Consider the following 17,222-nt stretch of genomic DNA (forward strand, 5'->3'; position numbering starts at 1 on the left):
CTATATACTGAAAAAATTATTTTTCTTGATCTATCAACAATTTTTCAGCACAAGCTAATTGCATTTTAATTATTTCGCTCATTTGCTGGCTGAAATCTTTTCTAGCTTCTAGAAAATCACTGTGTGCTTTTATCAATTTGGTGTTGTTACTCGTGAATTTTTCATACTGGGCTATCTTGAAATCATTCATGGGAATTATATGCTTCACTTGTTTAGAGGTTACTTTGGGGGTTTCTTTGCAAGGTAGTTGTGAAAAGTTTAGTTGCTCTTCATGATTTAAATGGTCATCTATGATAGTTTTCACAGAATTTTTTTCCGGTTTACCATAAATTTCCTGGGGGGAGATTTGGTATGCTGGTTGGAGAGAGTTGATAATTTTAACATCCAAGTCCTTGGTAAAGAGTTGCAGATCTTGCTGATTATATTTTGAGAACAGTTGACGATGATCTGTCTGTAAAATTTGATCGGTAATGGATTTACCACCCAGAGTAATTTTCTTGAGTGCTGATTTGTTGGTTTGTTGAGTATCTAAAGAAAGATCATACAGGGAAGAAAGATCTAATTTTACCCCATGACTAATCAGTTTTGCCAAGGCTTTAACTAAGGATGTGTGATCATCTATCCCACGGCGGTTTAAAGATATGGTAATATGTTCCCGTTTGTCTAATACTTTATCTATCCACCGTGAACAAATACCACCAGCTCCAGCTTCGATAAATACTTTTGCTCCATCTTCATAAACTCGATTTACCAAGCGAGGAAAATCAAGTTGTTGACATAATCCTTTGGCAATACTATGGGCAATAGTTTCGCTCTCTAATGCTATGGGTTGATATTCTGCTGCTGAGTAGCAGATAATCCCAGAAATTGCCTGAGCTGGTAAGTTATGAATTCGATATAGCTCCGGGTATTCTGACTCCATAGTCGGCGCATGAATCACATGATCAAATGGTGCTAAAAAGGCGTTACAACCCAGTTTACTAATCACTCTTTCACAAGCTAGGGGTTCGCCAGCTATTAATACTTCTTGCGAGGTGTTGATTTGAGTGAGGTAAACCCGATTTTCTGTTTTTAAAACTTCCCTGACTTGATCAGCAGTGGTCATTAAAACATAATTAGCCCATAATTTCTCATGTTCTGGAGAGTTTTTGTTTATTCCCCAATACTCTCGCACTGCGTTCTTCGGTCCTGATAGTCTATCACCAAATAATGATGATGAGTTGAATGTATTACTTGCTTTATAGCAATCACTCCAAATCCCCTGGGCAACCATCATACTGGTTTCCCCCAAACTATAGCCAAACATATATTTGGGTGTGATTTGAAAGTCTTCTGTGAGAATGTTGGTGATAAATCTAGTAAACAGAATTTCTGCTTCCAACATTGCCAGGGAATCATCCAGCAATTTCTTTTCTAGGTTTTCTAATTCCCTAATTTCCAGTTTCCTCAAACTTCTAGGAAACACTAGTTTCTCAACATCCGCTGCTCGTCGGTATAGAGTTTTGATAACTGTGTCATCAAAGGCTTTGGGAAATAATCGAAATAAGGTTCTACCAATTCCTACATAAGTGTTGACAGCAGCAGGGTAAACAAAGGCAACTTCACCATTTTTTCCCAAGGGTTTAGGTGTGAAGTAACTACCTATTGGTGTTGCCCAATCTTTTTTATTTATGAAGGCGTCTGTTATACCCTTTTTGGCAGAGTTGATTTCTTTGAGTACTTCTTTTTGGTTGCGTCCAGTGATGGATAGGGTATAATTGGCGGAAGATTGTTTTTGAAAACCGCTAAATGTTTCACTGGCTACCTTTGACAAGCACTCGCCATTCTCAAGGGTTTTTTCTAGGTTATTTAAGGCGGTAATTAGACTGGTTTCACTGTCTCCAGAAATAGGAAAGAGATGATAGGGTCGGGATTCTAAATATTTACTAGGACGTGGTTCCTGTTGGATTTCTTCCGACAGCAAAATATGAGCAAAGGAACCATCACAACCCATACTATTAATGGCAGAAATTCGACATTTTACTTCTTTTTGTAAGAACCAAGGTCGAGATTCTGTTGCAACATAGAAGGGACTCCCTTCCCACATCTGAGGGTTTTTCACGCCTGACCATTTGGGAGTTCCAGGTATATATTTATAATAGAGACTTAAAGCAGTTTTAATCAAACTAGCAATACCGGAAGCAACAAAGGTATGACCTATGTTTGCTTTGATGCTACCTAGGGCACAGTGTAGACCATTACCAACATAAGGATAAGCTGCTAATATTCCCTCAATTTCTGCTGTGTCTTCCTGGGGTATTCCACTACCAGAAACCTCTAAGTAGTTAATTTCTTCGGGTTTAATTCCAGCTTGTGTAAATGCTTTTTTACAAACATCGCTAATAGTTCTGCTATCTATAGCCATGGAAGGGGACTGTCCAATACTTAAAGCTTCAACTACTGCGTAAATACGTTGTTTATTTTTTAATGCCGTATCCTGTCTTTGCAAAACTACTGCACCTGCACCTTCCCCCACGTTCCAACCATTAGCATTTTGATCAAAACTTAGGGTATTTACACCCGTATTTATTTTGCCAAATTGACTTCTCAAGAGGACATTTTCTACCCCACCAGCTAGGTCAACTGCACCTACAACTACTGCTGTTACCTCCTCAGTAGCTAATAGCATTTCCGCTAATTCTAAAGCCTTAAAAGTAGCAGTTTCTACCGCACTAATGGTAAAAGATGGTCCAGAGAAATTCCATAGGGAAGAAACCCGACTGGCCATGGTATTACCCACGTAACTGATATACTCTGCAATCTCAACTGGATGGTGAATACTATCCTGGACTATAGTTTCTAAATGGGAGATTTTTTCTGGACTTAGGGGAATTTCAGCTCCATTTACCCCATCTTTAATTTGCCAAGATAAATTCCATCTTTGTTCTAGTTGGTGGACTGATAATTCTGTTTCCGCAGCGATAATTACAGCAACATTACTATTGGGCTGTATATTACTATCTTTTAATGCGCGATCGCACACCTTTAATAATAAGGTGTGTTGGGGGTTAATTTTAGTCACCTCATTGGGAGGAATTTTATGGGATAATGTGTCAATTTCAAAATCTTGAATGTATGCGCCTTGAGGTGGTGTTCCGGTTTCTAAACCATATTGTTGCAGTAATTCTTGGTGTTCATTAATTCCCAACCATCTAGTTTGTGGTAGAGTAATAAAATGTTGTTTTCCATCATAAATACTACTTTCAAAAGCATCCAATCCATCACATTCCCCAAAAAAGGCATCCATGCCTACAATTGCCATTTTTATAGTGTTATTTGCTGGCATATTCATTTGTTTACTTCCCCTTGTTCAAGAATTAAATGAGAGTTAGTTCCACCAAATCCAAATGCACTCAAAGCTGCGTATTTAGTTTCTTTAGTTGGCCAAGGTCTAGTTGTTGTGACAATGTTCTGTGGCGATACCACACTATTTTCACAACCTATAGGTTCGCTGACATTAATAGTTGCTGGAATTAGGTTATGGGACATTCCTAAAATAGTTTTAGTGATTCCCACCATGCCAGCTGCGACCAATAAGTGACCAACATTATTTTTAGTAGATCCCACTAATGGCTGGGAATTTTTTCCCCCAAAAAAGCCTTGAATAGATTTAGATTCGGTAGTATCTCCCAAAGGAGTACCCGTGGCATGACACTCCAAATATTGAATTTCTTGTGGGTCAAGTTTTGCTTCTTGATATGCTCTTTGATAAGCAGTATGTTGTCCTTGGAGATTAGGGCTTAAAAGATGTTTACCCTTACCATCATTAGATAAACCATTACCACAAATTGTAGCCAGAATTTTATCTCCATCTCTGACAGCTTTGTCATATCTTTTGAGCATTACCATACCGATACCTTCAGAGGTAATTAACCCCCGTGATGTTTTATCAAGAGGAAAACTACTACCATTTTCTGGGTATGCTTGTAGACCGGAAAATAACATTCTGACAAATAGAGGATCGGAAGCACTAATAGCGCCAGCTAACATTAAATCTGCTTTACCAGATTGTAGATAATAGGATGCTAATTTGATGGCATAAAATGATGATGAACAGGCTGCATCTATACAGCAATGAATTTCAGAAAGATTGAAAGCACGGGAAACCATACCAGCAGGTAACCCAGAAACCATAGCATTATATGGTGATGTTTTAGGTAGGGTTAATTTACCACCTAGATGGAAGTGTTTCTCCTGTAAAAGTTCTTGAATTGCGGGTTCAATTGTTTGATGATAAATGGGGGCAAATAATTGATTAGATGCTTTAGTAGGTAAAGCTAGAGTTCCTAAAATTACCCCACATTCCGACAGAGCAGATTGATTTCCCCAATAGCCACTATGAATAATTGCCTGTTTAGCTGCATACAGTGACCATTTGAAAGTATCATCTAGACTTTCAATAAATTCCCCGGGTAGATTATACTCATGGGGATTAAAATCTAAATTGCGGATAAATCCACCTTTTAAAAAGTAGAATTTCTCCGGTGTACCTTTATTAGCATCATAAAATATTGAGGGATCTACTCCCAATTCATCAATACTAATATTGGCAGTTGCATCCTTTTCTTGGCTGAGATTATGCCAGAATTGGTCAGGATTATTCGCATCCGGAAAGAGACATGATAATCCAATAATGGCTATTTTTTCCACAGTTAAATCCTCGTTTGGGTTTTTGATTAGGATTTACGCGATTCCCCAAACGTGATTACTAGATTTCTATATCTACATTATCTGTTACTTCTTGCTCAACATTTTCATAGGCCAAATAACCGCTTTTGCTCCCAAAATTCGGGAGTAGATTTCTCCTGATTCACTATGCAAAATAAAGTTAGCTGTTACCCCTGTATCAGTTTTATTTTCCACTTCACAGGAAACATAAAATGGTGAATTACAAGGAATAGTTAGAAATTGTTCCCAATAAGTCAACTGTCCTGGTAGACAGACCTGCTGATGAAAATGATTTAACCAAATCCACAATGATTGAGTACTAATATCTGTGGTGTAGGGATTATGCCATTTGACCGGAAATTGCCCCTGATCGGTTTCGGAAATTGTTTGCCAACAACACTCCACAGTGATTTTCTGTGGGTTTACATTTAGAACCCTACTAATTTCCTGGAATGCTGGACCGTGAAACAAGGAAGAATCACCATTTTGATAAAATTGTTTGCCCCTAGTAGTGATAACATTGTCCTCCTTTAGATTCAGGGACTCATAAATTGGTGCTTTTGGTATTTTCCCTACCACTGTGACAATAGCAGAGAAATGAAAATGGGTTTTACCTTGAGAATTTTTACTCAAAATTTTGGTTTGAAATTCAATTAACTCACCATCTACTTTGGAGATTTCTTGAATTTCTAGAATGTACTCTGATCCTAATTTAGAGTTGAAAGAGATACCTTTTAGCACCTTAAATTCCCGACAGTGTAAGTAGCGATATCCCGGATAAATTTCTTCACAAGCATGAACCATCCAAGACATAGCACAAGTAGCTGGTAATACCTGTACACCTGCAATAGTATGATCATATAAAAAGGGATTTTGCTCCAAGGTCATCCTGCGATAGATACGGTAGCTTTTCAATTCACTATCCAGGGGTGTGGGAGGTAGGTTCATTGGACTACCAATGACAACTTGGGATTGATTTTTAAACACTGGATGCAGCTCATTAACTAGCATTTGAGTACCAGTTTCCACAGGAATAATATCAATTCCTCGTTCGGTAAATGCCTTCTTTAATTGCGGTGTTACCATACCACTATCCCAACCACCCCAGTTAATAGCAACTACATGAGTTTGAGGATAATGTTTTTTAAATTGATGAGCCGATTTATTCAGAATTTCATTAGCTATAGCATAATCAGTCTGACCAATATTGCCATAAAAACCACTCACGGAAGAGAAGAGGACTAAATGCTTTAAATGCTGAGGATCACAAGAGTTAAGTATGTTTTGTAAACCCTGAACTTTGGCATTATAAACTTTTTCAAAATCGTCAGCGGTTTTCTTTTCAATTAATTTATCTGCCAAATTTCCAGCTCCGTGGATAATACCTGTAATTTTACCAAATTTTTGACAAACATCACGGAGTTTATCCTGTAAAACTTTCCCATCAGTAACATCAACATTAATATATTCAGCTTTTGCTCCTGTTTGTTCGATTGCTGCTAAAGTCTTTTTAATTTCCCGAACAGAATTAATTTGATTGAATATTTTCTGTACCATCATGGGTGTGGGTTTTTCACCTTGGGAGATTAAATTTTCCATGATGCGTTTTTTTAAAACGGAGTCTTCTAAGCAATCATGAGCGTAACCAGGTTCTGGAGTAATTTCTGAACGACCTAAAAGAATAAAAATGCCAGAATTACTCGAACTACCAAAATTACCAATTTGACTTTGTGCCAATTTAACCGTACACTGGGCAGTGATTCCCTTAGCTCCACCACTAACTACAAACACCGATGATGGAGGAATTTGAAAAGTTGTTATCATATATTTCTCACTCTATTATTGAACTTAGGAGACAGGGAACAGGGAATATATATTTTCTGGCTAAACTTATAATTCCTGGTTCCCTATATAAGATGGGTTGAGGAACGAAACCTAACCTACATTCATCTTATATTTAATTCCACCCACCTACTAATCAGCTGTTGCTACAAGAGTCACTCTTCCCTTAGAACCATAACCAACCTCACCAATATATCGGTTAGAATCATATAGTTCGGCTACAATATATTCTGCTGACTGGTGTGGTTCTAACTTAGGACTTAAATCAATCGCTTTCAAAAATACCTTTGGCCATTCCCATCTCAAACTCTTGGTCAATCCAAATAATCCTCCCCCAATAATTCCGAAGTTTTCTGTATGATCTAAACCAAATGTACCGTCAAGATGAACAACTGTGCAAAAACTAACTCTTCCTTCCAGATTGGCAGCATTATTCAGTGATTGTTTCAAGTGTTTAGCTATCAAAAAGATATGTTTAACAATTACCTTTTCGGTTTCTAAATAGGCAAGATTGGTAGTTGAGAAGTACGGATGAAGATGAATAAATGCTCCAATTTTACCATATTGAACACTAATACTTTGCAGTAGTAATTGTAGATGTTCTTCGCTCATATTTGCCAGATTGATGCGAGTGACTCCTACTGGTAATGGTGACCGTTCTGGAACAATTGATTGGGGAAAACTTAAAACTACTACCTTCCAACCTTTATCTATCAACCCATGAACTAATTTTGTGGTAGTTAGAGAACCATCGTCAGTAATTAGTCCTATATGTCCTCCAGGTAATTGGCATTCCCAAAAATCGGGTTCCGGTAAGATTTTCAATTTAACTGGACGACGGGGAAGATTAGGGTCAATAGTAGGTGGTGGGGTTAAATCCACCACCGTGGCTTTTATTTGCTCAAAATCAAGATTTTTTTTTTCAACCACCACCAGACTTTGGAGGTAGTTAACTATCTGTCTAATTGTCCTCAGGTCTCCTAATTCCTCTAAGTTAGGTTTAGGTAAATCTGGGTATACTTCTTGCATTCCCCCTAATATTTCTACCCTTTTTATGGAATCTATCCCCAGGTCAGCTTCCATGTCCATATCCAGTTCTAACATCTCTACTGGATAACCAGTTTTTTCACTGGTAATTTTTAACAAGGTTTCAGCTATACTGCTGTATTCATCACTGGTAGGGGGGGAATGGGGAATGTCAACTGGAGAAGGAATGATCAATTCAGATGTTACTTTGGGATCCACATTCTTAACTATATGCTCAGAATGATTTACCTGGTTAGTAGTCGGGTTGGTTAGGACTTGTTTTTCTAGATATTCAACTATTTGACCAATGGTGCGTTTTTCCGCTAGTTCTTCCAAATTAGGCTTGGGTAAATCGGGATATAATTCTTGTAACCCACCTAATATTTCCACCCGTTTGATAGAGTCAATTCCTAAGTCAGCTTCCATATCCATGTCAAATTCTAACATTTCTATGGGATAACCAGTTTTTTCGCTGGTGATAGATAGAAGACTTTTACCTATGTCTTGAATATCAATTGCGGATTTTTTCGTTTGGGAACTTATAGCAATTTCCGTAACTGGTACAGGTGGTTGTTCAACCCTGGTCTCCGGGATGGGTGTTATAACTGGCTGAGTTTCTATAATTGTTGGTTGTGGAATTTGTACTTCCAATGTTTTACTAGTAGAGCTAACAACCATTTCTGACACAGTTAGTTGGGAATTTTGTGGCGAAATCTCCCGCAGATTTTCCGTGTGTATATCCGTAAGTTGGAGGGGAATTACAGGTGTTAGTTCTTCTGCACCGTCAATTAGCAGTGAATATTCCTGTTGGATGAGGTGGAAAAAATTCTTGGTATGTTCTAACTGTTCCCGTAAGTATTGTTCATGAATGCGCAGGGTTTCCGCTTGCTGATGATGAAATTGCATCATGCTGCGCTCAAAGCTGTCCATGATTGATTTTTTAGTTTCCCCAGTTTCAGGAGATTTATTATTCATAAACAAGGTATTCTGTTGCTGAACTAATTGAAAAAAAGTCTTGGCATATTCGATTTGATGCTGGAGGTAAGTGTCATGAATCTGTAAGTTATCACTTTGACTATTTTGGAATTGGCTAAGGAGATTTTCTAGACTAGCTAAAACCTGTTGAAACTCAGTATTTTTATCTGATATTGTCATTTTCCCTCCTAAAACCTGTACCATTGGGTAAGTTAATATGGGTAACTGTTCCTCAGCTCGAAGGCTGGAATTAATAGGATTAGCAGAATTCATTTGGGGGTCTGTTGATAAAGAACTGATAATTGATGTTTGTTGATCTCTGTTACCATTGCCATTAGTAGTATGTACTATTTCAACTACTTCTTTTTCTGGTATAAGTTCAGAAGGTTTATCAATTACTGAAACCGGTTGAATTTGTGGAACACCCTGAATTTTAAACCCATCATTTAGTGCTTTTTCAAAGGCATTTTTAGTTTTTTCTGAAACGTAATTAATACCTTTGAGTTTAACATTTAAACTTTTTTGGCTGATTTCTTTAGAGAATATTTCTGGTAATTGGTATGGGTCAATATTACCTAATTCCATACCCAGAACCTGTAGTTGTACCGCTGCTTCTCTAAGGGAAATATCACTACTTTTGTGAGTGCTAGGATTCAAAGATATAGTAATATGTGGACGTTCTCCCAAAATATCCTTAACTAGGTTGGTCAGAATCCGTTTCGGTCCAAATTCCACAAAGCAATAACCACCAGCAGCATAGATATTTTCTATTTGCTGTGTAAAATTAACTGAACTGGCCAGATGACTTTCTAATATCCGTTGAATCTTATCCGATTCTTGAGGATACTGTTGAGCTGTAACATTGCTAAAAACGGGAATTTTAGGATTGAGTAATTTGACAGATTTAGTGGCAATAGCAAAGGATTTTTGGGCAAATGCAATTAGGGGGGTATGGAAAGCAGCAGCAACAGGTAAGAGTACAGCACCATAGCCTAAATCTTGAAATTTCTGATGAATTTTCTGAATTTCATGGCTAGGACCAGCTAAAACTACTTGGCTAGGAGAATTAAAATTAGCAATCGTAATTTTTGGGAAATTTTTCAGTACTAATTCTACCTTGCTAATTTCTTCCTTGACTGCTAACATACTACCTGCATCATGGTCAGGATCTTTGGGCGCAGCCATTGCCTTTCCTCGAGCTTTTACTAAGTATAAATAATCTGATTCACTCAAAACTCCTGCTGCTAGTAAAGCAGTCAATTCTCCAAAACTATGACCAGCAGTGAAATCAGATTTAAACCCAGCTTGCTGAAAAATAGAATACAAACCAGCACTAAAAACACCTATAGCAGGTTGTGCATATTCGGTTCTTTGTAAAGTGGCAATTTGGTCAGCTTTCTCTGTTTGGTTAAAGGTAGGATGGGGAAAAACTACTTGGGAAATTGGCTGTAAATTATCCTCAATTAACAGGCTATCCATTAATCCATATAGGCGACGTAAAGCCGGGAAATTCATCACAGCTTCTCTACCCATCTCTAAATATTGAGAACCTTGACCTGAAAATAGGGCTACTACTTTCCCCCTTAATTTAATACCAGAAGCTCGATAATAAATCCCTTGAGGATGTTCCCAGTTCAGGGTAGATTGTTTATTTTTTAATAGATCAATGCTCAGAGCTAATAGTTTACAAGCATCCGCTTTATTCCCAGCTACAAAGCCAATTCTTGCTGCATTTTGAGGAATCTGAATATTCCTGCATTCCTCAACTAACTGAGAATAGTATCTGTTACTATCTCCAGCTTGTAAATTCTCTAAACTTGTCTCTAAATTTTTAATTAGCTCACTGGGATTAGGAGCAGAAAATAAAATTTGACTGGCCACATCATGTAGACGATAAGGTTGTTGTTGTTCCTGTTGATATTCTTCCAAAACCAAATGATAATTGGTACCACCAAAACCAAAGGAGCTAACTCCCGCTCTTCTGGGTGATTCACTCTCTCCACGTATCCAAGGTCGAGTTTCAGTATTCAAATAAAAGCAGGAATTTTCAATATCTAACTTAGGATTAGGTTCAGTAATATTGATAGTTGGCGGTAATATCTTATGATATAGCGCCAAAGCTGTTTTCACTAAACTTGCTGCACCTGCTGCTGCTTTCGTATGCCCAATTTGAGATTTGACACTACCTAGGGCAATATATTGTTTTCTTTCATCATGTTTACTGAAGAAGCTTTGTAAGGAAGCAAACTCCGTTGGATCTCCAGCCATAGTTCCTGTACCATGTGCTTCCATTAGTCCTAATGTCGTAGGAGAAAAACCAGCATCGTTATAAGCCCGTTCTAAAGCTTTCACTTGTCCTTCCTTTCTGGGAGCATAAATGCTCTTATAGCGTCCATCACTGGAAGTTCCAATACCCTTAATTACAGCATAAATTCTATCACCATCTTTTTGTGCATCTTCTAGCCTTTTGAGAACTAACATGGCGATACCTTCACCCAACATCATCCCATCGGATTTAGCATCAAAGGGTTTAACATTTTCACCAGGAGAAACCGCAGGAGTTTTACTAAAGGAAATGTAAGCCATGATGGTGTTATCTGTATCTACACCACCGGTTAACATCATATCGCTCCGATATTCTACCAGTTCACTAATAGCCATTTTTAAAGCACCAAAGGAACTAGCACAAGCAGCATCAACAACACAGTTCATACCACCAAAGTTCAATCGGTTGGCAATACGTCCTGCTACGACATTTGCTAGCATTCCAGGAAAAGCATTTTCATCCCATTTAATGTAGGCACTTTTGATTTTTTCGACGATTTTTTGAGTATCTTCTGGTGATAAACCACTACTTATCAGAACTTTTTCCCATACGGGATATTCTAATCTAGCTGATAATGGCATACCTAATTGTTTAGCCATTGCTACCCCTAAGATTACCCCCACATTCTCTCGATTAAATTCACGAGCTTCACCATAACCAGCATCTTCCATTGCTTCTTTGGCAACTACTAAGCTCAAGAGTTGCGATACATCAGTAACTTCTAAAATGCTAGGAGGAATGCCAAATTCCATGGGGTTAAAATCAACTTCAGGAATAAATCCACCCCGCTTACAATAGGTTTTATCCTCCGGTGTTCTAGGATTGGGATCGTAGTAATCTTTAACACTCCAGTGGCTCTCTGGAACATCAGTAATACAATCAGCTTTACTCACAATATTTTGCCAATATTGTCTTAAATTTCTTGACTGTGGTAGTAGAGAAGCCATCCCCACAATAGCAATGGGGTTCTGTTGCAGTTGTCTGTTAACTTTCTTAGTTGAGATTTCGTTTCCTGAATTCATTTTTCTTGCCTCTATAAATCTAATCAAATCATTTTCACAACTGTTAATTAGGTTCTCTAACTCTGCTAAGGCAGTATTTATTGAATCAGCAGACATCATGGCATATGGTAATTTTGGGGAATGGTAACTTTTAAGCTACAGTAATTTCTATAGCGGGGATATTAATCAAACAATCATGAAATAATACTATACACTGTTGTCTTTCCTTTTCTTGTTTGTTTAGAAACATTATCAGTGATTAATTGGCGGATTTCATAATTACCCTAGCTTTCTCAACTTTATGCTGGCATTGATTTAGCAAGCAAGTTGGGATAATCTATTTTATGGTATTCTGGGAATATAACCCGCTACATCTGCTACAGAAATAATATTTATTGTCTGGTGGTCTAACTCGGAACTTAGAGAGATTAAGAGAATGATTCATTTCCTACTTTCTCCTGTTTAATTAATTTAAAGAATAGCACAATTTAAAGAAATTCAATAGTTTACTTCCACTAGATTGAGACAAATATTTCTACTTTAGGCAATGATTTGTATTTCCCTGTTGCATTTAGCAGTATACTCCTGAACTAAAATCTATCTGATTATGTGAGTAAATTCCACCCTTGTTCTCCTATGGAAAATTGAGATATCAATGCTTTTATCATATCTGTAATCTAACTTACAAATTAGCAAATACACTCCCAATCCAGATAAATTATCATATTTTATCAAAAAAACATGATAATTTATCTTTGATATTTGATGAATTCATAATATACTCATATCTTGGCTTTCCATAGTTATTTAGTGAGCAAATCTTAACTTGTGAATGTAATTAACTATTAAAAGTAATATACTGAATTTGTGATGAAATGATTATATTTTTGAAAAAAATAGATTCTAGTTAACATTCGGCAATTATGTGGAGAAATCATCATAAATGAGTTAATTTACTTAATTTTATAGATTGACAAAATTCTGAGCCTTTGGCAGAATAAGAAGTAGGGTTTTTGTTTTAAATTAGTGTGATCAACTATTTTTGAGAGACTATGAAAAAATAATCTCATGCTTTAGTCATCTCGGTAACTTAGATATTTTTTAGTGATTCGTATTTATGGTTACTTTGTTGTACTCTAATTCAAGATAGAAATAACTGTAATTAGAAGTTGGTTTAACATCTATTTACAATTAAATTTTTCGCTTATTAGGAGTTTGTGAAAAGATTGAATTACACCTAAGTAGAAAAGAACAGGAGCAAGTATGGTAACGAGCAAACAAAATCAATTATTAATACATGCTGCTAAGAAGTGGAAAATAATTATTGCTGCTTCCCTTGCTATAGCTGCTGGTTTAGCATCTTTCTCTAGCTTTTCTCAGTTAAAACTAAAACCCAATTTTCCTATCAACTCTTCCCCAGTAAAAACCCAAAAAGCACCCAAAGTGAAATTTTATGTCACCGCTTTGGGGAGACTACAACCACAAGGAGAAATTACCTATTTATCTGCTCCCAATTCTATTAATGGTGTACGTGTAGAAAAGCTATTAGTGGAAGAGGGTAAGCAAGTACAAGCTGGGGAAACTTTAGCATATCTAGAGAATTATGAACGATCAAAGGCTGCAGTCAAACAGGCATTCAATAAATTATTAATTGTTAAATCAAGACTAGCGCAAGTTAAAGCGGGAGCAAAAGTAGGAGATGTGAATTCTCAAAAAGCAGTGGTGACCAGATTATACTCACAGTTAGAAGGTGAAGTGACCACACAAACAGCGACAATAAATCGTATTCAAGCTGAAGTGGAGAATGCTACCAAAGAGAGTGATCGCTATCAAAAACTATACCAAGATGGGGCAATTTCTGCTGCCATTTTAGATACCAAACTGCTACAATTGAAGACATCACAACAAAAGTTAATGGAAGCTAAAGCCACACTACAAAGCAGTAAGAATACTTTAGAGAATCAAATTCAAGAAGCTAAAGCCAGACTAGACAGTATTAAAGAGGTAAGAAATGTAGATGTAGCTTTAGCACAGAGCGAGGTTGAGAGTGCAGAAACTGCTATTCAGCAGGCAAAAGCAGATCATGATTTAACTTATATTAAATCACCCATAGATGCCAGAATTTTAAAAATTCATGCCAAAAATGGGGAAATTATAGGTATTTCTGGATTTGCAGAGCTAGGAAAAACTTCGCCAATGAATGTCATCGCTGAAGTTTATCAGACCGATATTCAAAAAGTGAAAATTGGACAAAAAGCGGTTATTACCAGTGGAGCATTTTCTGATAAAATACGAGCAACAGTGAAAGAGATTGGTTGGCAAGTTGACAAACAAAGCATCTTTAGTATTAACCCAAGTTCAGATACAGATCGGAGAATTGTTCATGTTAGATTAGTCATTGATTCTCCAGATGATAGCCAAAAAGTATATCGACTAACCAATTTACAGGTAGATGTTGCCATTGAAATTTAGTTTATGAATCTAAAAATTCCTTTAGCGTGGCTACAGTTAGCCCAGCAAAAACTACGTTTTGTTGTAGCTATAGCTGGGATTGCTTTTATCGTACTTTTAATGTTCATTCAACTGGGTTTTCAAGATGCACTATATTCCAGTGCAACAGCAGTACATCAAAATCTCAAGGGAGATTTATTTATAGTCAGTTCCCAATATAAATCTTTGACCTCAAATCAAAGTTTTTCTCGCAGTCGTTTATACCAAACTTTGGGATTTAATGGTGTAGAATCAGTCAATCCCATGTATTTACAATTTGCCAAGTTAAAAAACCCAGAAACTGGAGAAAAATACTCAATTTATGTAATTGGATTTGATCCGGCAAAATCTCTAATGAATATTCCAGAGGTTGAAGAGAATCTGGATAAACTAAAAATTCCTGATATGATGTTATTTGACAGAGATTCTCGCCCGGAATTTGGTCCGATCGCTAAAAGATTTGATCAAGGGAAAACAGAACAGACAATTGAGATTTTCTCTTTTGATTCTCTGCAGGGCTATCGAGTTAGAGTGGGGGGGTTATTTAGTTTAGGTCCCTCTTTTGGGGTAGATGGTAACTTGATTGTTAGTGACTCCACCTTCGTGAGAATTAATCCCCTACTTCGTCCTTCTGAAAAAATAGATGTTGGTATTATTAAACTAAAACCAGAAGCTGACCCAAATCAAGTTTTAAAAAACTTACGGGTTAATTTACCCAATGATGTGCAGATTTTTACCAAACAACAATTCATTGATTTTGAAAAGCAATATTGGGCAGCAAGAACACCCATTGGATTTATTCTCAATTTGATGTTAACTATGGCTTCGGTAGTAGGTGTGGTGATTGTCTATCAGATTCTCTATAGTAATATTGCCACCCAATTTATCGCCTATGCCACATTAAAAGCCATTGGCTACGCTAATGGTTATTTATTGAATGTGGTTTTTCAACAAGCCCTGATATTGGCATTACTAGCATATATACCTGGATTTTTAATTTCTGTGGGTCTATATGATTTTGCAATGAAAGCTACCCAATTACCAATTCTCATGACCTCTAATAATGCCATAATTGTTTTAATTTCTACAGTGTTAATTTCCATGACATCAGGAGCATTGGCAATTAACAAACTCCGATCTGCTGACCCTGCGGATATTTTCTAACTTATGACTAACTGATTTGGAAAATTTAATTTCCAATAATTCTCCTAACTCCCATAATATTAAATCCTACCAGATCAATATGATGAATCTCAATAACAAAACCATTCTCATTACAGGTACAGATGAATTTATTGGCTCCCGTGCAGCAGAATTAGCAGTAGGTCAGGGTTTGAAGGTAAGAGCTTTACAAGCTGACCCATTTTTAGATAAAACTTCAGGTGAAAGTTTGGAAAAATTGGGAGTAGAGATTATAATTGGTAGCATTAATGATCCAGGGATAGCTACAAAAGTTTGCCAGGGAGTAGATATAGTTTTACATACTAGTCAACTGACGGAGGAGGGGGGAGACATAAAAAAGTTCCGAGAAATTAATGTTGGGGGAACTTGTAATATTGCCCAAGCAGCAAAGCAGGCAAAAGTGAAAACATTTATACACCTTTCCAGTGCTTTAGTTTATGGATTCAATTACACCCCTAATGTGGCAGAAACGGAAACATTATCTGGGGATAATAATCCTTATTGTCAAACTAAAATAGAAGCAGAAATAGAGATTTTAAAACTTAACTCACCTCCGGATTTTGGGGTGACTATTATTCGTGCAGGAGATGTGTATGGACCAGGTAGTGTTCCTTGGATTGTTCGCCCAGTCCTGATGATGAGACAAAAGTTATTTGCCTATCCCAATGATGGTAAGGGAGTGATGAATCACCTATATGTTGATAACTTAATTGATGCCATATTTTTAGCAATGGCACAACAAACCTATGGAGAAGTTTTTAATATTACAGATGGGGAAAATACTTCATGGAAAGAATATTTTACCCACCTAGCAGCTATGGAAGGTTTACCTATTCCTATGTCTCTTCCTAAAGAAGAAATGAGGTTATTTTTAAAGGTACGTAATCAGGGACAAAAATTGTTTAGAAAGAAGGTGGATATTCTCCCAGAATCTGTTGATTTTATGAGCCGTCCATATTCTTATTCAATTGCTAAGGCTAGGAGTATATTGAACTATCAACCAAAAATTAGTCTGGAAGTAGGTATGAATAATACCCATCAATGGTTACAGACAACTGATATTCAAAAACTTATTAAATAAGGATTCAAGCAGTTAACTAACTAATATCATTCAGGAGTTTATTTCAACAATGTCTAAGATTTTCAGAATTTCTCATTTACTGGTAACCACCCTATTAAGTTTGAGTTTTCCTCATCCAGTGGGAGCAACACCTGGAACAATGTTGCAAATAAATCCTCCAGTATCAACCCCATCAACCACAGAACTGACCGTAATAGTGAACGGAATACTTAACAAAACTGGTGATATTTGTCTAAGAGTTTATAACTCAGAAGTTGGCTTCCTTACGAATGGTTCTAGTGAAGTGAAAAGTGGCTGTACAAAAATTACTGGTAGTTCTGTAAAAACCGTATTCTCTGGATTAAAACCGGGAACCTATGCAGTAGCAGTAATGGACGATCAAAATGGAGATAGGAAACTGAACAAGGACTTTTTTGGCATTCCCACAGAAGGATTTGGTATTTCTCGAGATCCCATAGTTTCCATGCGAACTGGTATGCCAAAATTTCGTCGCGCTAGTTTTAAAATGACCCAGAATACCACCATTGATATCACTATGAAATATTCTTTAGATCCCTAAGTAATAAATAGTCATGGGGATGTGGGGATAGTA

8 protein-coding genes are annotated in these 17,222 nt (G+C 36.9%); 4 read left to right on the top strand and 4 right to left on the bottom strand.

Annotated elements, in window-relative coordinates; all coding sequences use genetic code 11:
- Window positions 1-16: 16 nt before the first annotated feature.
- From C6N34_RS10220 to C6N34_RS10235, 4 genes are all read right to left on the bottom strand, one after another.
- Entirely contained in the window at window positions 17-3,331 is a 3,315-nt protein-coding gene (locus C6N34_RS10220; protein ID WP_057177848.1) for a PfaB family protein, read from the bottom strand.
- Window positions 3,328-4,689, bottom strand: coding sequence for a beta-ketoacyl [acyl carrier protein] synthase domain-containing protein (locus tag C6N34_RS10225; protein ID WP_006277774.1), 1,362 nt, complete (start codon window positions 4,687-4,689; stop codon window positions 3,328-3,330). Before C6N34_RS10225 ends, C6N34_RS10220 begins: the two co-directional genes overlap by 4 nt.
- Window positions 4,690-4,773: 84 nt before the next feature.
- Window positions 4,774-6,531 carry an SDR family NAD(P)-dependent oxidoreductase gene (locus tag C6N34_RS10230; RefSeq protein ID WP_057177849.1) on the bottom strand — a complete coding sequence of 586 codons (1,758 nt, stop codon included), beginning with the start codon at window positions 6,529-6,531 and terminating at the stop codon, window positions 4,774-4,776.
- Between the two features lie 150 nt (window positions 6,532-6,681).
- A complete protein-coding gene (locus tag C6N34_RS10235; RefSeq protein ID WP_115539050.1) occupies window positions 6,682-11,994 on the bottom strand; it encodes a type I polyketide synthase in 5,313 nt (1,770 codons plus the stop codon).
- 1,146 nt (window positions 11,995-13,140) lie between these two features.
- On the opposite strand from C6N34_RS10235, the gene C6N34_RS10240 reads away from it, so the two are divergent.
- The 4 genes from C6N34_RS10240 to C6N34_RS10255 all read left to right on the top strand — a co-directional run bounded on the left by C6N34_RS10240 (window position 13,141) and on the right by C6N34_RS10255 (window position 17,189).
- The gene (locus C6N34_RS10240; protein ID WP_006277770.1) at window positions 13,141-14,349 is read left to right on the top strand and encodes an ABC exporter membrane fusion protein; all 1,209 of its coding nucleotides are present in this window, start codon (window positions 13,141-13,143) and stop codon (window positions 14,347-14,349) included.
- 3 nt (window positions 14,350-14,352) lie between these two features.
- A complete protein-coding gene (gene devC, locus C6N34_RS10245; protein WP_006277769.1) occupies window positions 14,353-15,531 on the top strand; it encodes an ABC transporter permease DevC in 1,179 nt (392 codons plus the stop codon).
- Between the two features lie 82 nt (window positions 15,532-15,613).
- On the top strand, window positions 15,614-16,630 hold the full coding sequence (locus tag C6N34_RS10250; RefSeq protein WP_057177871.1) for an NAD-dependent epimerase/dehydratase family protein: 1,017 nt from the start codon (window positions 15,614-15,616) through the stop codon (window positions 16,628-16,630).
- A gap of 49 nt (window positions 16,631-16,679) precedes the next feature.
- Window positions 16,680-17,189 (top strand): DUF2141 domain-containing protein, encoded by a 510-nt coding sequence (locus tag C6N34_RS10255; RefSeq protein ID WP_115539049.1) that lies wholly within the window; start codon window positions 16,680-16,682, stop codon window positions 17,187-17,189.
- Window positions 17,190-17,222 lie beyond the last annotated feature (33 nt).

Source organism: Cylindrospermopsis raciborskii Cr2010 (assembly GCF_003367075.2).
Taxonomy (GTDB): domain Bacteria; phylum Cyanobacteriota; class Cyanobacteriia; order Cyanobacteriales; family Nostocaceae; genus Raphidiopsis; species Raphidiopsis raciborskii.